17 protein-coding genes, 1 tRNA gene and 1 pseudogene are annotated in these 16,578 nt (G+C 41.8%); 9 read left to right on the top strand and 10 right to left on the bottom strand.

Features of this window, described 5'->3' with window-relative positions:
* The first annotated feature begins 29 nt into the window (after nucleotides 1–29).
* Nucleotides 30–782, top strand: a complete 753-nt coding sequence (locus COR50_RS04540; protein ID WP_098192888.1) for a rhamnogalacturonan acetylesterase — start codon at nucleotides 30–32, stop codon at nucleotides 780–782.
* Between the two features lies 1 nt (nucleotide 783).
* On the opposite strand, the gene COR50_RS04535 is transcribed toward COR50_RS04540, so the two are convergent.
* Both COR50_RS04535 and COR50_RS04530 read right to left on the bottom strand, forming a co-directional pair.
* Nucleotides 784–1,455: an HhH-GPD family protein gene (locus COR50_RS04535; RefSeq protein ID WP_157760621.1), complete on the bottom strand. Its 672-nt coding sequence runs from the start codon at nucleotides 1,453–1,455 to the stop codon at nucleotides 784–786.
* Nucleotides 1,456–1,540: 85 nt separating this feature from the next.
* The gene (locus COR50_RS04530; RefSeq protein WP_098192886.1) at nucleotides 1,541–2,239 is read right to left on the bottom strand and encodes a membrane or secreted protein; all 699 of its coding nucleotides are present in this window, start codon (nucleotides 2,237–2,239) and stop codon (nucleotides 1,541–1,543) included.
* 285 nt (nucleotides 2,240–2,524) lie between these two features.
* On the opposite strand from COR50_RS04530, the gene COR50_RS04525 reads away from it, so the two are divergent.
* The 3 genes from COR50_RS04525 (at nucleotide 2,525) to COR50_RS04515 (ending at nucleotide 4,774) form a co-directional block, all read left to right on the top strand.
* A complete protein-coding gene (locus COR50_RS04525; RefSeq protein WP_098192885.1) occupies nucleotides 2,525–2,965 on the top strand; it encodes a hypothetical protein in 441 nt (146 codons plus the stop codon).
* A gap of 166 nt (nucleotides 2,966–3,131) precedes the next feature.
* Nucleotides 3,132–4,148: a class 1 isoprenoid biosynthesis enzyme gene (locus COR50_RS04520; protein ID WP_098192884.1), complete on the top strand. Its 1,017-nt coding sequence runs from the start codon at nucleotides 3,132–3,134 to the stop codon at nucleotides 4,146–4,148.
* 71 nt (nucleotides 4,149–4,219) lie between these two features.
* On the top strand, nucleotides 4,220–4,774 hold the full coding sequence (locus COR50_RS04515; protein WP_098192883.1) for a hypothetical protein: 555 nt from the start codon (nucleotides 4,220–4,222) through the stop codon (nucleotides 4,772–4,774).
* A gap of 123 nt (nucleotides 4,775–4,897) precedes the next feature.
* Here the strand turns inward: COR50_RS04515 and COR50_RS04510 are convergent.
* The 3 genes and pseudogenes from COR50_RS04510 to COR50_RS04500 all read right to left on the bottom strand — a co-directional run bounded on the left by COR50_RS04510 (nucleotide 4,898) and on the right by COR50_RS04500 (nucleotide 7,963).
* Nucleotides 4,898–6,117, bottom strand: a pseudogene (locus COR50_RS04510) (IS256 family transposase).
* An 86-nt stretch (nucleotides 6,118–6,203) separates the two neighbouring features.
* A complete protein-coding gene (locus COR50_RS04505; protein ID WP_098192882.1) occupies nucleotides 6,204–6,815 on the bottom strand; it encodes a PH domain-containing protein in 612 nt (203 codons plus the stop codon).
* 50 nt (nucleotides 6,816–6,865) lie between these two features.
* Nucleotides 6,866–7,963 carry a type I restriction endonuclease gene (locus COR50_RS04500; protein ID WP_098192881.1) on the bottom strand — a complete coding sequence of 366 codons (1,098 nt, stop codon included), beginning with the start codon at nucleotides 7,961–7,963 and terminating at the stop codon, nucleotides 6,866–6,868.
* Between the two features lie 223 nt (nucleotides 7,964–8,186).
* Here COR50_RS04500 and COR50_RS04495 point away from each other — a divergent pair, with 223 nt between their 5' ends.
* Nucleotides 8,187–8,660, top strand: a complete 474-nt coding sequence (locus COR50_RS04495) for a hypothetical protein (RefSeq protein WP_157760620.1) — start codon at nucleotides 8,187–8,189, stop codon at nucleotides 8,658–8,660.
* A gap of 83 nt (nucleotides 8,661–8,743) precedes the next feature.
* Here the strand turns inward: COR50_RS04495 and COR50_RS04490 are convergent.
* Nucleotides 8,744–8,817, bottom strand: a tRNA-Ile gene (locus COR50_RS04490).
* A gap of 119 nt (nucleotides 8,818–8,936) precedes the next feature.
* Between COR50_RS04490 and COR50_RS04485 the strand changes: the two genes are divergently transcribed.
* On the top strand, nucleotides 8,937–9,560 hold the full coding sequence (locus tag COR50_RS04485; RefSeq protein ID WP_098192879.1) for an HAD family hydrolase: 624 nt from the start codon (nucleotides 8,937–8,939) through the stop codon (nucleotides 9,558–9,560).
* 12 nt (nucleotides 9,561–9,572) lie between these two features.
* Here the strand turns inward: COR50_RS04485 and COR50_RS04480 are convergent, their stop codons facing one another.
* From COR50_RS04480 to COR50_RS04465, 4 genes are all read right to left on the bottom strand, one after another.
* On the bottom strand, nucleotides 9,573–9,836 hold the full coding sequence (locus COR50_RS04480) for a DUF4834 family protein (RefSeq protein WP_098192878.1): 264 nt from the start codon (nucleotides 9,834–9,836) through the stop codon (nucleotides 9,573–9,575).
* Nucleotides 9,837–9,911: 75 nt separating this feature from the next.
* Entirely contained in the window at nucleotides 9,912–10,265 is a 354-nt protein-coding gene (locus COR50_RS04475; RefSeq protein WP_098192877.1) for a TM2 domain-containing protein, read from the bottom strand.
* Entirely contained in the window at nucleotides 10,262–10,579 is a 318-nt protein-coding gene (locus tag COR50_RS04470) for a DUF2752 domain-containing protein (RefSeq protein WP_198405779.1), read from the bottom strand. The genes COR50_RS04475 and COR50_RS04470 overlap by 4 nt, the downstream gene beginning before the upstream one ends.
* 2 nt (nucleotides 10,580–10,581) lie before the next feature.
* The gene (locus COR50_RS04465; protein WP_098192876.1) at nucleotides 10,582–10,821 is read right to left on the bottom strand and encodes a GlsB/YeaQ/YmgE family stress response membrane protein; all 240 of its coding nucleotides are present in this window, start codon (nucleotides 10,819–10,821) and stop codon (nucleotides 10,582–10,584) included.
* Between the two features lie 250 nt (nucleotides 10,822–11,071).
* Here COR50_RS04465 and COR50_RS04460 point away from each other — a divergent pair, with 250 nt between their 5' ends.
* The 3 genes from COR50_RS04460 to infB are packed head-to-tail and all read left to right on the top strand — an operon-like array spanning nucleotide 11,072 to nucleotide 16,380.
* The gene (locus tag COR50_RS04460) at nucleotides 11,072–11,536 is read left to right on the top strand and encodes a ribosome maturation factor RimP (protein WP_098192875.1); all 465 of its coding nucleotides are present in this window, start codon (nucleotides 11,072–11,074) and stop codon (nucleotides 11,534–11,536) included.
* Nucleotides 11,537–11,552: 16 nt separating this feature from the next.
* Nucleotides 11,553–12,800, top strand: a complete 1,248-nt coding sequence (gene nusA / locus COR50_RS04455) for a transcription termination factor NusA (protein ID WP_098192874.1) — start codon at nucleotides 11,553–11,555, stop codon at nucleotides 12,798–12,800.
* Nucleotides 12,787–16,380: a translation initiation factor IF-2 gene (gene infB / locus COR50_RS04450; protein WP_232516270.1), complete on the top strand. Its 3,594-nt coding sequence runs from the start codon at nucleotides 12,787–12,789 to the stop codon at nucleotides 16,378–16,380. Before nusA ends, infB begins: the two co-directional genes overlap by 14 nt.
* Nucleotides 16,381–16,578: the final 198 nt, after the last annotated feature.

The following is a 16,578-nucleotide window of genomic DNA, read 5'->3' as shown; positions in this document are numbered from 1 at the left end:
TTTTATAGCTTGTATGTCAAATTCCACATATGTTAAAACAATTTCTATTACAAATCCTGTTATCGACCTGTATTATACAAGGTGTACAAGAACAGGAAAATATCACTATTTATTTGATAGGTGATTCTACTATGTCGATAAAAGTTACCGGCGCTTACCCCGAGACAGGATGGGGCATGCCTTTTAAATATTTCTTCGATTCCACGGTTACGGTTGATAACCGGGCCAAGAACGGTAGGAGCACCCGTTCGTTCATCGCGGAAAACCGCTGGCAGCCCGTGGTTGATGCGTTGAAACCCGGTGATTACGTAATGATTCAATTCGGCCATAATGATGCCGCGAAGAATCGTCCGGATAGATATACAGATCCGGTCGCCTATAAAGAGTTATTGGAGAAATATGTTAAGGAAACGCTTTCTAAAGGAGCTCATCCGGTCCTGCTAACACCCGTTTCCAGGCGTAGGTTCGATTCGACCGGAATGGCAATAGAAACCCATGCTGCTTATACGCCTGTTGTAAAGGAAGTAGCAACAGCCATGAAAGTGCCATGTATCGATTTGGACGCCAAGAGCCGGGAGTTATACCAGTCTATGGGAGAAGAAAATTCCAAGCTTTTATTTTTACAATTAAAAGTGGGCGAACATCCGAACTACCCTAAAGGGAAAGTTGATAATACTCATTTTAATGAGTTGGGAGCAAGGTTAATTGCCCAAATTGTATTGCATGAAATGGAGCAACTACATTTGCCGGTATGTGAACATATTGTAAAATCTAACAGGTAATTTATTTGTCTTTGACACTGTTTTTATAGTATTTACAATCCTCGTTCAGGATACAAATTTCGCATTCCGGCTTTACCGCCTTGCAAACCAGTGCAGCAAAGTCCAGTACAGCCCAATTCATTTCAAGTGCGTTAGGGGTGTTTACGATCGCGGATGACAGTTTTTGTAGATAAGGATCATGGCGTATATCTGCTAATTTTCGTTTCTTGAAATAGCGCTCTAGTAATCGGGCCATATTCACATCCAGTAAGGGAGATGGCTTATTCCATAGAACAAGCTCAACTGCATTGGCCAGGTATTGACCCATCATCGGGAGTTGCATTAGTTCATCCCTGTTCTGGGGCAAAATCCCCTTAGTATCAATCATTTTTTCAGCAAGCGCTTTTAATCCCCTAGCTCTTTGCCTGTATAAGCCCAAGGGAGTCAGTACGGATTCCAATTGCTTGATATCCGTGTCAACAATCGATTTCCAGCTCGGGAATTTCCGTAGAAACTCCAAGTAGACCTTGCTAACCGTTTCGGCCTTGGTACGCTGTAATAATATTTCGGCAATGATGGCGCGGTAGGGATCGAGTTGAATTTCCCGCCAAGGGAATTTCCTGCCATGAAGGAAATACCAGGACAGTAGTTTCCGTTGAAATGCTTGGATAATATGTTTGGAAGGTAGCCTCAATAAAATACCCTTACAAAATGTATGCTTCCAAAGTTAGCGCATTCCTGGAAAGCGATACAAATCTGTAAGGGTATATAAGTAAATACTAATACGTTCTCGTCCAGATTTCGTGGATTGGATCACCTTTAGAGCTTTTGCCGCTATGATCCCATTCATTACCATTTAGGGAGCCGTTAAAAGAGAGCGATGCTCCTACCCTGCTATTATCACGGGAGAAAAATTCGATATTTTCCGTGTATTGGCCATTTTCAAAGGAATAAGTACCTCCCCCTGAACCGAAAAACTCCCCCGTCTCCGTGTTCATCGCAATCCATTGAAATCGCTTACCAGACAGAATCTTAACCGTTTTCCGGGCCCTGGCCGGCATATTGTTCATTTTACCATTTTGTTCCCGTCCCGTTATTTGCCAGTACCCGGGCATAACACCGTCGCCGTAATCGGTGCGTTCCCAGGTGCGTGCCCCGTCGGGCTCATATAGTACCATGCTAGTCGTGCTAAAATCCGCAGAGAGGTTAAGTGTTTTCCCAACCTGCGATTTATCCGTAGCGTTAAATTCAATGTTAAATTTTACGTCGTCAGGAGTGTCGGCTTGCCAGGTGCCGCCGTAGGTAGAGATAAATTGGCCCGGTGTGTAAATGGCGATCGTAAAATATCCTGGTGTGACGATCATGCTACGGATCGTATCACCGGATTTAGATTGCCAAGCCCCGGTAGGTTGATCTTGTGCGAAGGTGGCCGAAACGCTGCCACAGATTAGGATTAAAAAGGATAATATTGTTTTCATGATTCGTAGAATTGAATAAATAAGTTACGGATTATTCATGAGAAATTTATGATTTCAAACAAGTCAATGATATATTAATATAATGTATTGACATTGATATATTTTTCTATCATTGCAAGCAAAATAAAACCTAACTAAAATGAAGAAAACTCTAGCCCTATTGTCAATACTTGTTGCCATATTTGCTAGCTCCAATCTACAAGCACAAGATATACTAAAAGGAAATGTCAACTTTTTACGTGATGTAAATGACCTCAAGATTGAATTTAGTTATGATAATTAAAAGTGGGAAAAGATGGAAGTGAGGCTAATTATATCAAGCGTAAGAAAGCCGAAAAAGAGAAAAAAGATGCAGGTAGTGGTGATGAATGGGAAAAAGCATGGCAAGGAGACAAAAGCGAGAAATATCAACCTAAATTTGAGCAGTTATTTTCTGAATATAGCGATATCAAGGTCGGGGAAGATTTGGATGCAAGATACATGATGCATGTTGAAACGGAGTTTATCGAAGTTGGATTTAATGTTGGCGTCAAAGCAAAACCGGCGTTGGTGACGTTAATCGTAACATTTTACGAAGCAGAAAACCCCAAGAAAGTCTTATGCAAAATCAAGATGGACAAAATGAAAGGTTTTCAAGGGCATTTTGATTCAGGCTCAAGGATTGCCGAAGGCTATGCTAAAGCGGGTAAATATTTAGCAAAATTTATCAAGAAAAAATTGAAATAGAATTGATGCGATGAAGCTACTATTGGCTGTCTTTCAGGTCATTCGAAGATAACATAAAAAGGGGTATGTCATGAAATGATATACCCCTTTTGTATTACTTTCCTTATGGTTCCTAGTTTTTCTTTTCGAAATTCTTAATTTAGTAGGATTGATTCCAGCGTTAGAGATGAAAAAGATTAAGCCTACACCTATTAGCCTGTATAAAACCACGATACTTTTAGGAAGTTTATATTTTAGGATCAAGCGGCAAGAAAAATATTTACGCAAGCAAGTCGCGGTTATCCTCAAGGATATAAACTTCAAAGAATATCTCGTTGGTAATGAGAAAGCTGTTTGCCGCACGATAAAATATTGGCAGTTGGGATTGAACTTGATCTGTGAGAACGTTTATCGATTGACGGGCAATTCGCTTAACAAGGATGAATATGAACGGATCGGGCTACTTAGTCTCTTTGCGCCGTTGTACGATGATATGTTTGATGATAAAATATTGGGTATAGAAGATATAAAGAGTTTTACTTCATATCCATACGATTATAAACCGGGTGACAAAATTGATAAAATGGCACATCAACTTTATCTTAAGATTTTGTCAGAAGTTCCGGATCCTTCTTTTGTAATTCAACAGTTAGAGCAAGTATTCAGGTGGCAAAAGGCTTCTTTGAAACAGTTTGATGCCAATATTTCCGAGAAAGAGCTGTATGAAATAACTTATTACAAAAGCTATCATTCAATATTGTTATACTGTTCCATTCTAGATCATTATCCTACACAAGTTATTCTAGATATGTTGCTACCGTTGGCCGGATTGATGCAATTGACAAATGATGCATTCGATGTTTATAAAGATAATCTGAATGGCGTTTATACGATCCCTAACCGTTACCAGGATATAGAAAAGCTGAAATGTAATTTTTTATCCGATGTTAATAATTTGAATAAATCCGTGAGGGAACAATGTGAAGATAAAGATGAGATGAAGAAGTATACCGTGATCGTTCATTCATTGAACGCGATGGGTCTAATAGCAATAGAAAAATTACAGGACTTAAAGGAGAACCTTTCCCCAAACCAGTCACTTAATCAATTAAATAGAAAGGAACTGGTATGTGATATGGATAATTGGTCTCAAAGATTTCGCTGGATAAAACAGGTGTATTATTTATCTAACTACGTCAACTAATTTTTATTCGGAAAATTGCGATAAACGTATTAAATTAACTTGGTCTGTCTGAACGTTAATTTTGAGTCTATATGGAGATAGGAAAGCCATTTAATCAATGCACTGTAGATGAGTATTATCAAATCATTGATAATCATAAGAAATATAAAGATTTTAACTCATTGGGTTTGTATCGCTCTCTAATTGAGCATGAACAATTGAGCCTAGAAGAAAAGATCCGGGTACGCGATTATGCTAATAAAACCTTGTACAAAACTTTCGAGTTCTTACAATTGAAAGATCCGGATACCTATTTTGCTGTTTCAACTTTAGGAGATGAATTGAGCGAAGTGGAGTTCCGTCAATTTTGGAAGGATATTGTCGCCAATCAACAAAAAATTTTGTCCGATAAGAATATTAAACATCGCAACTTCGGTACATATTCAAAACATGATTGCGGGAGAGCTGATTGCCCATTAAACGGTTTGATGATCAAGAAAGGGTCTTCGTTATCTTGGAATATGATGAAGTTTCATACGGATAAGGATAAGTCAACGGCAGAAAAGAAAGCGCAACATCGGAAGTCGGAAAGGAAGAATAAGCAGCAGATTATTCGGAGGGCTTTGGGTGATGGGGATGAGATATAAAGCTTTATCCGGTTCGGTTAAACAGATCGCTTTCGTTAGAGATTTTACAGGCCGGCAAAAGAATGCACGACCTGTTTTTCGATGATAATTGGGAGTGTAAAATAAACTGTGTCAACATTTAATTTATAATCGCAATTTCAGTCGATCCCCAAATATAATTGACAGCTGAGACACAGTCAGACTCCAGTTTTGAAGGGGCTGTGTCCATTTCTTCTGGATGTTCTGGGCAGCCAGGTAAATTAATTTCAGCAAGGCCATATCGGAGGTAAAGGCTCCTTTGGTTTTGGTCACTTTACGCACCTGGCGATGGAACCCCTCGATAGTATTAGTGGTGTAGATCAACCTGCGGATGGCCTCAGAATATTGGAAATACGTAGTGAGCTTATCCCAGTTCCGGCGCCAGGAGTCTATAACAACTGGATATTTCTTTCCCCATTTTTCGTCCAGTTGATCCAGCTGCGACTCTGCTTCTTCCTTGCTCACCGCCTGATAAACCGGTTTTAAATCGGCCATAAATGGCTTCTGGTCCTTACTGGCTATGTACCTGATAGAATTGCGGATTTGATGTACGACACAGGTTTGTACCGCTGTAGAGGGGAATATCGTGGCAATAGCCTCGGAAAATCCCTTCAAATTATCGATACAGGCAATAAGTATATCAGATACCCCCGTTGCTGAAGATTGGCCAGGACACTCAGCCAGAAGTTAGCTCCCTCGCTCTCCGAGACATACATGCCTAATAGCTCTTTGCGTCCATCGGTATTTATACCAAGGATATTATAAACACAACGGTTAACTACTTTGCCTTCTTCTTTGACTTTATAAAACATGGCGTCCAGCCAGACAATGCAATACAGTGGCTCCAAAGGACGGGCCTGCCATTCTTTGACCAGAGGGATAACTTTATCGGTTATGGAAGATAATGTCGCAGCTGAAATCTCTGTATCGTACATATCTTTGATATGAGCTGAGATGTCCCGTAAGCTCATGCCATGCCCATACATACCGATGATTTTACTCTCCAGGCTCTCTGCCAGAATGGTCTCCCGCTTTTTGATGATCTGTGGTTCAAAGCTGCTTGCCCGGTCACGGGGTGTCTCCAGATCGATAGTACCATCTGCTGTTTTAAGCCGTTTTCGGTTTTTGCCATTCTTCCGGTTCCCATTTGCCCGTTGCTCATCATCTAAATGAACCTCCATCTCGCCCTCCAGTGCAGCTTCGAGAATATCTTTCAGAAGAGGTGCGAAAGCCCCATCTTTGCCAAACAGGGACTTACCAGAGCGGAGTTGCTCTAAGGTCTTCCGTTTGAGTTCTTCGTAGTCAAATTTTCCTTTTTGTTCCATAAAAAAAACTGTGTTAAAGATCTTGTTTTTTTAGTCTTTGACACAGTTTATTTTACAGTCTCTGATAATTAGACTACTCTTCTAAATCAAATCCTCGATAGTATCTCCGCTTTCTTAGCATTATATTCGTCCTCTGTTATTAGCTGGTTATCCAGCAATGATTTTAATTTTTGTAGTGTTTGCGCCGGATCTTCCTTTATTGAATTAAGACCATTAGTATCGGGCGTATTCGGTACATTCGCATTAACCATTACATTTCCCGCAGCGGCACGCTTTTCTTCGAGTGCCAGTTGGCGCCTGATTTCTTTTTGAATCTCTTCCTGTTCCTGTGCCATAGTATATAATTTCCTGGCTTGCATTTTGGGAAGAAAGTCCATTCTATTTACGAATCCAGTAATGGTTTTAATGGAGAATACAGCGCCTAAAATGCCTTCTCTCATATGGCAATCAAATACATCTTTCCAAACATAATCTTGAAATTCCATGGTTAGCCCAAGAGTTTTCGGGCGACAGAAAATTATCCTTTTATTAGTTAGCGCTACGCAGTCGGGAGAAAGGTTTATTGCCGGTTTTTTCTGCACTGCTATATAAGTTACCTCCTCACCCTTCATCAATAATCCATTTAGTTTACCCATGATTTTTTCAACAGCTTTGGGATCTTGTTCTTCGTTAAGAAGTTTTTTTAGATTTTCTATCATGATATAGCATATAAGTAATATAAATAAGCATATTTAAATTTCGAATTAGGTCAATCTTGTGTAACAGTGACCTGTATATAATTATTAGCAGCCACAAGCAACTCTTTTTTATAATTATAAATATCTTCCAAGGTTTCTAGGGCCATCTTTTCGCCATTGTCTTTTCCATTATGGAATAATTCGAGGTATTTTTTGGAATGGTTGAAATGTAATCTTGCCAAAGGTTTACGGTTGTTATCATCTAATAAGATGCCGAAATACGATTGTGTATCCCTGAAAGCAATTCTCGCAGCAGGAAGCAATTCCCTCAATATCGCTTTGATAATTTGTGCGGCCTCCTTCTCTTCTTCAGTAGTAATGATTTTGGGGCTATCGGCATTGTCATCGATCGACTGTAGATCTTCTGATTCCTGCTTTGACGGAATTTTTTCATTAATGCTTAATGCGTTCTTTAGCCTGAAACTTATCGATTCGTTAATCGAGTTGGAAAGCGCTTTCTTGGTATATTCCCGAAAAGCAACTAGGCGGGAAGCTGTTAAGGGCCTGTTGAAAAACTTACTTACTAATAGCTTGATAAAATCATCAGTTGGAGTTTGCAGTTCCTTTTCAAATTCTCCCCTAATCGCATTGATATACTTCAAAGCTTCGGCAGAATCTAAAATACTTTCGAGGTTATAACTTTTCTTGGTAAAATTTTCTAATATCCTGATATGGGCTTCTTTAATGTTGCCAAGGTCTAACGTGAAAAATGGCTTGTCATCCATGATATTAGGACGTTCGAGATCGGCGTAAAAGTTGTACACCTGGCCGTTGGTGAGAACCCCGAACCTGGATTTAGAAACATGGTAATAGCGGTGGAGTTGTGAATTATGAGCATCTACGTTCTCTTTCCAATGTTTACATTCTATAATTAATACCGGCTCACCTTCTTTCATGATGACATAATCGATCTTTTCTCCTTTTTTGGAGCCGATATCACAAATAAATTCAGGGATTACTTCTGTAGGATTGAAAATGTCGTAGCCAATGATTTGTATAAAGGGCATTACAAAAGCATTCTTGGTTGCCTCTTCAGTATTGATCTGCTCTTTTAAGGAATCAAGCCTTTGATGCAGCTGTTCTAGCTTTAGTTTTAAGTCGTTTTCCATGTTAGGGAGGATTATTACTAGAAGCTAAAATACCGGGATACTATGGTTGTTTTTTACGGAAAACCGTAAATGGTATAGCCTGTTTGGGGATACCGGGGAGAAATATGGGAAAGATAAGCCTGAAATTAAAGATATCAAATAATCATTTTCTTTTTCAGAAAAAGCGTAATATTTTTATGCATTGTTATTTATCTACCTATTACCTAATAACCTATACCTATTCATGCAAGAAAGTAACACAATATTTGGGGATGATTTTGAAGAAAAAATTGTCAATAAAAGGAAATTACTACCTATTTGGATCAAAATTTTTTGTTGGTTTTTCTTATTGGGTGGTTTGTGCGAAGTAATTATTTTCCTGGGCATACTTTTGGGAGTAACGCCTGTATTGGCATTTTACGGACTGGAAAGCCAAGAAGCTTTTTCTCCTACAAGTTTGCTATTACAATCAATACTAATTATCAAAGCGATTGTTGCTTTCGGGTTATTGAAATATAAAAAATGGGCTGTTGATCTCGCGGTTTTGGATGCTATAATAGGAATTGTAATTTGTCTGACGGTTTCCATTTACAGGACAATACAAGTTAAATTTACATTAGAGTTTGAACTACTCTTTTTAGTGCCATACTTGGTTGTAATGGTTAAAAGAAGAAAAAATTGGTTATTAGCTATGAAGCAATCTACGGGAACCTTGTAGTTCATCTAAGGCTGTTCATTAGCTATCTATAATCGTAAAAATAAAAAAGGCTTTCTGCAACTGCAAAAAGCCTTTTATGTTCGTGGTCCCACCAGGGCTTGAACCTGGGACCCCCTGATTATGAGTCAGGTGCTCTAACCAACTGAGCTATAGGACCAAAGTCCATCAGGACTAAATCTTAACCTTGAAGGCTAAGGGATGGCAAAATTAAATTTTTTTTTATTCTATCCAACTTTTAGTCGCCTTATTTTTTGACTGTATTAAATTTGCAGCACTATGCAGCAGATTCAAAACATCATTTTCGACCTCGGGGGGGTGATCCTCAATATCGATTACAGGCGCACTGAAAATGCCTTCAAGGCATTGGGCGTTCAAAACTTTAATGAGTTGTACAGCCAGTTTAAAGGTAACGAACTGTTCGATAACTTGGAAACGGGGAAGGTTAGCCGGGAAACTTTTGTAAGCGAACTGGGAAAATACGTGCAACCCGGCACTTTGGACGAAGATATTATCGCTGCTTGGAATGCCATGTTGCTCGACTTTCCCGTTCAGCGGCTACAAATTTTACAGCAGTTGAAAAATCAGTACCGCTTGTTCTTACTGAGCAACACGAACGCGATCCATGTCGATGTATTCAATGATATTTTAATGCGTGACAGGGGGCTGCCTTCTATTGCTATCTTCTTCGAAAAGGCATATTTCTCCCACGAAGTAGGCATGAGAAAGCCCAATTCCGATATTTACGAATATGTGTTAAATGAAAACGGGTTAAAACCCGGAGAAACCCTTTTTATCGATGATACACTGCCTAATATTACTACCGCGGCCGCCCTGGGCATTCAAACGATACATTTGCAGGCCCCGAAAACGATCGCTGATATTTTTAAACCTAAAGATTGATGAAATAAAATATTATTTAACCTCTTCAAAATCAATATAATCCCCTTTCTCTGAGTTAGGCTTAGACGGGTTAGAGGATTGTTGTTGAGCTTGGTTGTTGTAATATTGCTGCTGTTGTTGTTGCTGTTGTTCTCGGTAAGCTTGATGCATCCTATCCTGCACATCATTCATCTGGCGACGGATCTGTTTCGTACTTGAATATATTGGTAATATAAAGTCAAATACGAGTTTGTACAACAGCCATCCTATAAATATGTAAAATAGAAGTTTTAACATAAAACAAAGGTAGCGGTTATTCCGCTACCTTTTTGGTAAAATTCGATGGATTTAAGTTTTCTTTAACAGGCCAAATTATCTATAGCCCAACATCGCCGCCGCTTCCATTGCCTGCTGCTTATTATATTCCCAGGTCAGCTTTTTATAATTCACGGCATCTACGATCGTACCCACCAGGCAAAGTCCGCCGGTAAATAAATATAAAATACCCATACCGACCTGGTTCAATAAGAACCTGTGAATGCCACTAACACACACGAAGCCCAACAGGCAGCAGATCAAGATGGTTTGAGGGTCTTTGCGGTTTTGATTATATAGTATGAAGAATTTTTGCTTGGTTTCATCATTGAAGTCTTTAGTCAATTCTTTTAACCAAAGCATTTCTTCATGGGATAAACCCGGTAGGGTGTACAAGTAATTATCGTTCATATAGGTTTTTTATTGAATGCAATATAAGAATTTATGGAGGCGATTTGCAACCGTGTTAAAACGGTAATCCTGTAAAATAATATTAAAACAGCCGGAATTCCAAGGGGGTGATATTGGAACGATTGCGACCAATTCCCATGAAAAGTTTCGTGGATAGCATGGCCGATCCCGCAGCCCGGGCACCAGGGTAAACCGATCCATTTCGCAACGCAGAGCGAATAATGCTCCCCGCTGCAATCCATCACGGCCAAGGCAATCAAGGCTACGATCCAGATGTATAATTCAAAATATATATGTTTAATCCATTGTTTCAAAATTATCTAGTAGATCTGTTGAATAAATTGACAATAAATAGCAGTACGCATGCCCCGATAAAGGCGGTACCGAAATGGCCCCATGGGCCGAGGTCTAATTTGCGGAGGAGCCATCCGCCGATCACGCCGCCGACGATGCCCAGCAAAATATTGCCCAGGCAACCCAGCCCATGACCCTTTACCAGCAAGCTGGCTAACCAACCTGCCAATGCCCCGATGATGATAAACCATATAAAATCCATGCTATCAAATTAACTTTTTTTATTGAAAATTTATATATGAACCAATGATTTAATAGGAGGTGAAATTCAATGCAATCGACCCTGGTTGCGAGTTGTAGGGAATTGTTACCCCCCTCGGAAAAGGATAAAATAAAATTAACAGGTAAAAATTGAAGAAATAATTTTTGAAATGAAATAAAAGATTAATTTTGCATTGATAAAAAGATTCAATCGAAGGGGACGAATAATCGGTCCCCTTCGCGTTTTTTGTATGACAAAAGAAAATGTGATAAAGGCCATCGAGCAGTTGGTGGAACCATTGCTGGCCAACGAGCCCGGGTACTTCCTGGTAGAAGTGAAAATAAAACCCACGAATAACGTTAAGGTTTTTGTCGATGCAGATCAAGGTGCTACTATTGAAAACCTCATAAAGCTTAATAGGGCACTCTATCCATTGCTAGAAACTTCCGGGTTGTTCCCGGCAGACGATTTCTCGCTGGAGGTTTCCTCTCCCGGATTGGATGAGCCGCTTAAAAATCACCGTCAGTATTTAAAGAATATCGGGCGTAAAGTGGAAGTAGCTTTACTCGATGGCACGCAGAAAGAGGGCGTGCTTTTGGCGGTTGATGAAGAAAAGATCACCCTCGAAGAGAGCCTGGGAAAGAAAAAGGAAAAAGTTCAAATTGAAATCAACTATACTGAAATTAAATACACAAAATTGTGTATCGTGTTTTAATTAATAATATCAGAACATGGCTAGTATTAACCTGATTGAGTCATTTACGGAGTTTAAAGAAGCGGAAAACATTGACCGCCCTACCCTTATGAAGGTGTTGGAAGATGTATTCAAAACATTGCTGCGCAAGAAATACGGCTCAGATGATAACTTCGACGTGATTGTAAATACGGAGAAAGGTGATCTTGAAATTCTCCGCAGGCGCTTAATTGTGGATGATGGTGAAGTGGAAGATGAGAACGCCCAGGTGGCCTATTCGGAAGCCATTCAAGTAGAACCGGATTACCAAGTTGGTGAAGAATTATATGAAGAAGTAGATATCCAAGATTTTGGCCGCCGTGCCATCCTGGCTGCCAAGCAAACATTGGCCGCAAGGATCGGTGACCTGAAGAAAAATATCCTCATGCAAAAGTATGATGATCGTATCGGTGAAATCGTTACCGGCGAAGTCTACCAAGTATGGAAAAAAGAGGTATTATTATTGGATGATGAAGGGAATGAATTAATATTGCCTAAAGTAGAACAAATTCCAACGGATTATTTCAAAAAGGGCGAAAACGTTAGGGCTGTAGTGAAAAGGGTGGAAATGAAAAATAACTCCCCGCTCATTATTTTGTCCAGGACTAGCCCCGCATTTTTGGCAAAATTGTTGGAAATTGAAGTGCCGGAAATCTTCGATGGCCTTATCGTGATCAAGAAAATTGTACGGGAACCGGGTGAAAGAGCTAAAGTGGCCGTAGAATCTTATGATGATCGTATTGATCCGGTTGGCGCTTGCGTAGGTATGAAAGGTAGCCGTATCCACGGTATCGTTCGTGAACTGCGTAATGAAAACATCGATATTATTAATTATACAGCTAATATTCAACTGTTAATCCAACGCGCGCTTACACCAGCCCGTATCAGCCGAATGGAATTGGACAATGAAAATAGGTACGCCTCTGTTTTCCTAAAGCCGGATCAAGTATCTTTGGCAATCGGAAAAAAAGGTGTCAATATTAAATTGGCCTGCGAGCTGACCGATTTTGAAATCGACGTGTTCCGCGATGAGGATCAAGATCATACCGAGTTTGATATCGACTTGTCCGAATTCTCCGATGAAATCGAAGAATGGATACTGGATGAACTGAAACGTATCGGTTGCGATACCGCCCGCAGCGTTTTAGATCTTACACCGGAAGAGTTGGTTCGCCGTTCGGATCTTGAGGAAGAAACAGTTTACGAAGTTAGAAGAATATTACAGGAAGAGTTTGACAAAGAATAAAGTCCGTCCCGATCCTTCCCAAGGGAAGGGCTTCATTAGCAAAGGAGAAATATTTTTAGAGCTATTTTCAAAAGTAAGAAATCTTCGCCTATGGCGGGGAAGGGGAAGACCGAGTAATAACGATATGCCTGATACTACAAATAACACACCGCGATTGCTGGCTGCTGCCAAGGAATTTAACGTTGGTAAGGAAACGCTTGTCGATTTTCTTACCAATAAAGGATTTGACATGGGGGGCTTCAGCTCTCCCAGTGCGCGCCTGACTTCCGAAATGTACGTAGCACTGCAAAAGGAGTTCCAACAGGATAAGGTTAATAAGAAGAAGAGTGATCAGATTGCCTTACCGAAAGGAGCTACCTCGGTGGAAACCGCAAAGAAGAAAGAAAAAGAGGATGCTGATATTGTAGCGAGGAAGAAAGAGGCTGTTCCAAATGAACCTACAGAGGCAACGCCTGCCGAAGAGAATACTCCGCCCGCAGCGGAAAAATCTGCCCAAACGGCCCCTGTTGCTGAACCGGAAATTCCGGCTGCTAAGCCCGAAACTCCCCCTGCTCCAACGGCTAAAACAGAACCCGTTGCAAGCCCCGAAAAAACGGAACCGAAAGCTCCCGAAAAGGAAAGCCCGAAACCGGAAGCCGAAAAAGCTAGCGATGGGGTCGCAAACCAAGAAGCTCCCAAGATCTCCGGGCCTAAAGTGGTGGCTACCATCGATTTGGATGCCATTAACAACCCGGCGAATAGGAATAAAAAATCGGCAGATACGCCTCCTCCAACCCCTCCACCGGTAGAAGAAAAAGCTCCCGTGGCCGAGAAAAAAGAGGAAAAGGTGGAAATTCCTGCCGAGAAGCCTGCTGCTCCTACTCCTACTGCTACTCCTTCAGCCGTAGAAGCATCTGCATCAGATAAGACACCTACTCCTGCTCAAGAGAAGGCGCCCGAAGAACCAAAGGCGCCGGTTGAAAAGGTGGAAAAACCTGCTGCCCAAACGGAAACACCGGCTCCTCCTGCCAAGGAAGAACCGAAAGCCCCGGAAAAACCGGCCGCAGAAAAGAAACCTAAAGAAAATCAGCCTGCCAATAGGCCTCACAAAGAGAAAGGTAAAGATTCGGTGAAAGGGCATGACGCTAAAACACCGGCGAAGGAAAGTACTAAAACAGTAGAACCAAAAGTGGTAGAAGAGCCAGAAATCGCACCGGCAGCCCAAAAAGATGAGGATGCCAACATCGGTGCTGTCATTGAAAACATCCAGGCCGAGAAATTAACCGGGCCTAAGGTGATCGGTAAAATCGATCTGCCTACGCAAGCGGAACGTACCCGTGAAAATAAAACATCTTTCAAAGATGAAAAACGTAAACGGAAGCGTATCGTCGTAGAAAAGAAACAAGAACCGATCAAGCCGAAAGAGTTCGCTAACGAACGTGGCGGCGGCCAAGGTGGCCCGCAAAATCGCCATCAAGGCGCTGGCCAAGGTAATCATCAAGGCCGCGGTGGCCAACAAGGTGGTGGACCAAACCGTGGTGGCCACAACAGGCCAAACCAAGGCGGTGGTCAACACAATAGGGGCGGCGGTCCCGGTGGCCATCAAGGTGGTAACCGACACAATAATCGTCCCGGTGGCGGTAACAGGCCAGGCGGTGGCGGAAGGTTCGATAGAAACCAACGTCCCGAAGAGCGCGAAATCGATAAAAACGAGATCCAAAATAAAATCAAGGAAACCATGGCCAAACTCGGCGGTGGTAACCGGAATAGTAAATCTAAAGCCAAACATCGCCGCGAGAAGCGTCAAAGTCATGAAGAAAACATGGCTAACATGAACGCGGAAAACAACAAGTTGCAAGTAACGGAGTTCGTTTCCGTAAGTGAACTAGCTAACTTGATGGATGTAAGCTTCGCTGAAGTAATCTCCAAATGTATGGGACTGGGTATCATGGTATCCATCAACCAACGCTTGGATGCCGAGGTGATTGAGCTGGTGGCCGGAGAATTTGGCTATGAAGTGGAATTTATCGGCGTTGATGACGATGAAATAATCGATGAGGAAGAAGTAGTTGATAGTGAAGAGGACCTGGAACCCCGCGCACCGATTGTAACGATCATGGGTCACGTTGACCATGGTAAAACATCGCTCCTTGACTATATCCGTAATGCTAACGTGGTAGCTGGTGAAGCAGGTGGTATCACCCAACACATCGGTGCTTACCAGGTGAGGTTGGAAAGCGGTAAGAAAATCACTTTCCTCGATACCCCGGGTCACGAAGCCTTTACCGCGATGCGTGCACGTGGTGCGAAAGTAGCGGATATCGCCATTATCGTGGTGGCTGCTGATGATGCGATCATGCCTCAAACGAAGGAAGCGATCTCCCACTCCCAAGCGGCTGGTTTGCCGATGATCTTCGCGATTAACAAGATCGATAAAGATGGCGCCAACCCTGAAAAAATTAAAGAACAATTGGCTGGTATGAACCTCTTGGTAGAAGACTGGGGCGGTAAATATCAAAGCCAGGAAATATCTGCGAAGAGCGGTTTGAATATTGACTTGCTCTTAGAAAAAATTGCCCTGGAAGCGGAATTGCTGGAGTTGAAAGCCAACCCCAACCGGGAAGCTAACGGTACCATCATTGAAGCTACCTTGGACAAAGGCCGTGGTTATGTAACTACGTTGCTGGTTCAAAACGGTACGCTCCGCCAAGGTGATACGGTGGTTTCCGGTGCGCACTATGGTAAGGTGAAAGCGATGTTCAACGAACGTGGTGCCCGTATCGAGGAAGCAGGACCTTCTGCTCCCGTACAGATCCTAGGTATGAACGGTGCGCCGCAAGCCGGTGAAAAAGCGAAGGTTTATGAAGATGAATCTGAAGCTAAAAACGTGGCCAACCGCCGTGCACAAATTATCCGGGAACAAGGTATCCGTACTAAGAAACACATTACCCTGGATGAAATCGGTCGCCGCTTAGCCCTGGGTAACTTCAAGGAATTGAACCTGATCATTAAAGGTGACGTGGACGGTTCTGTAGAAGCATTGAGTGACTCCTTGCAGAAACTCTCTACCGAAGAAATCGTGGTATCCGTGGTGCATAAAGCCGTGGGACAAATCACCGAAAGTGATGTTCTCCTGGCAACAGCTTCCGATGCGGTGATTGTCGGTTTCCAAGTTCGTCCTTCATTACAGGCTTCGAAATTGGCAGAGAAAGAAAATATCGAGATCCGTACCTACTCTATCATCTACGACGCTATCGATGAGCTGAAGAGCGCGATGGAAGGTATGTTGGAACCGAAGATCGAGAAGAAAGTGGTTTGTAACGTGGAAGTTCGCGAAACTTACAAGTTTGATAAGATCACGGTGGCAGGTTGTTTCGTACTCGATGGTAAGCTGACCCGTAACACCCGTGTAAACGTGGTGAGGGATGGTATCGTGGTGTATGCAAACGCGGAACTGGGATCATTGAAACGTTACAAGGACGATGTGAAAGAAGTGGTATCCAACATGGAATGCGGTTTGAGTATCCGGAACTTCAGCGATCTGAAAGTGGGCGATATCATTGAAGGTTTCGAAGAAGTAGAAGTAAAACGCACCCTCTAATTTTAAAATATTATCAAGGTCGGCCGGAAAACGGTCGACCTTTTGTATTTTTATAACCTGCGCAAACATCCGGTATGCCTGAAAGATGCTACCGGCAAAGATTTGAATCATCTTATAGGACGATAAACTTTTGTTAAAAGAATGGGCCGTCTTTGCGCGGCTTATTTTTTATTGGTTATTTTGGAGTCTTACAGTAAC

This window comes from Chitinophaga caeni (genome assembly GCF_002557795.1).
Taxonomy (GTDB): domain Bacteria; phylum Bacteroidota; class Bacteroidia; order Chitinophagales; family Chitinophagaceae; genus Chitinophaga; species Chitinophaga caeni.
The sequence above is the reverse complement of the archived record's forward strand: the minus strand, read 5'-3'. Positions and strand labels throughout refer to the sequence as shown.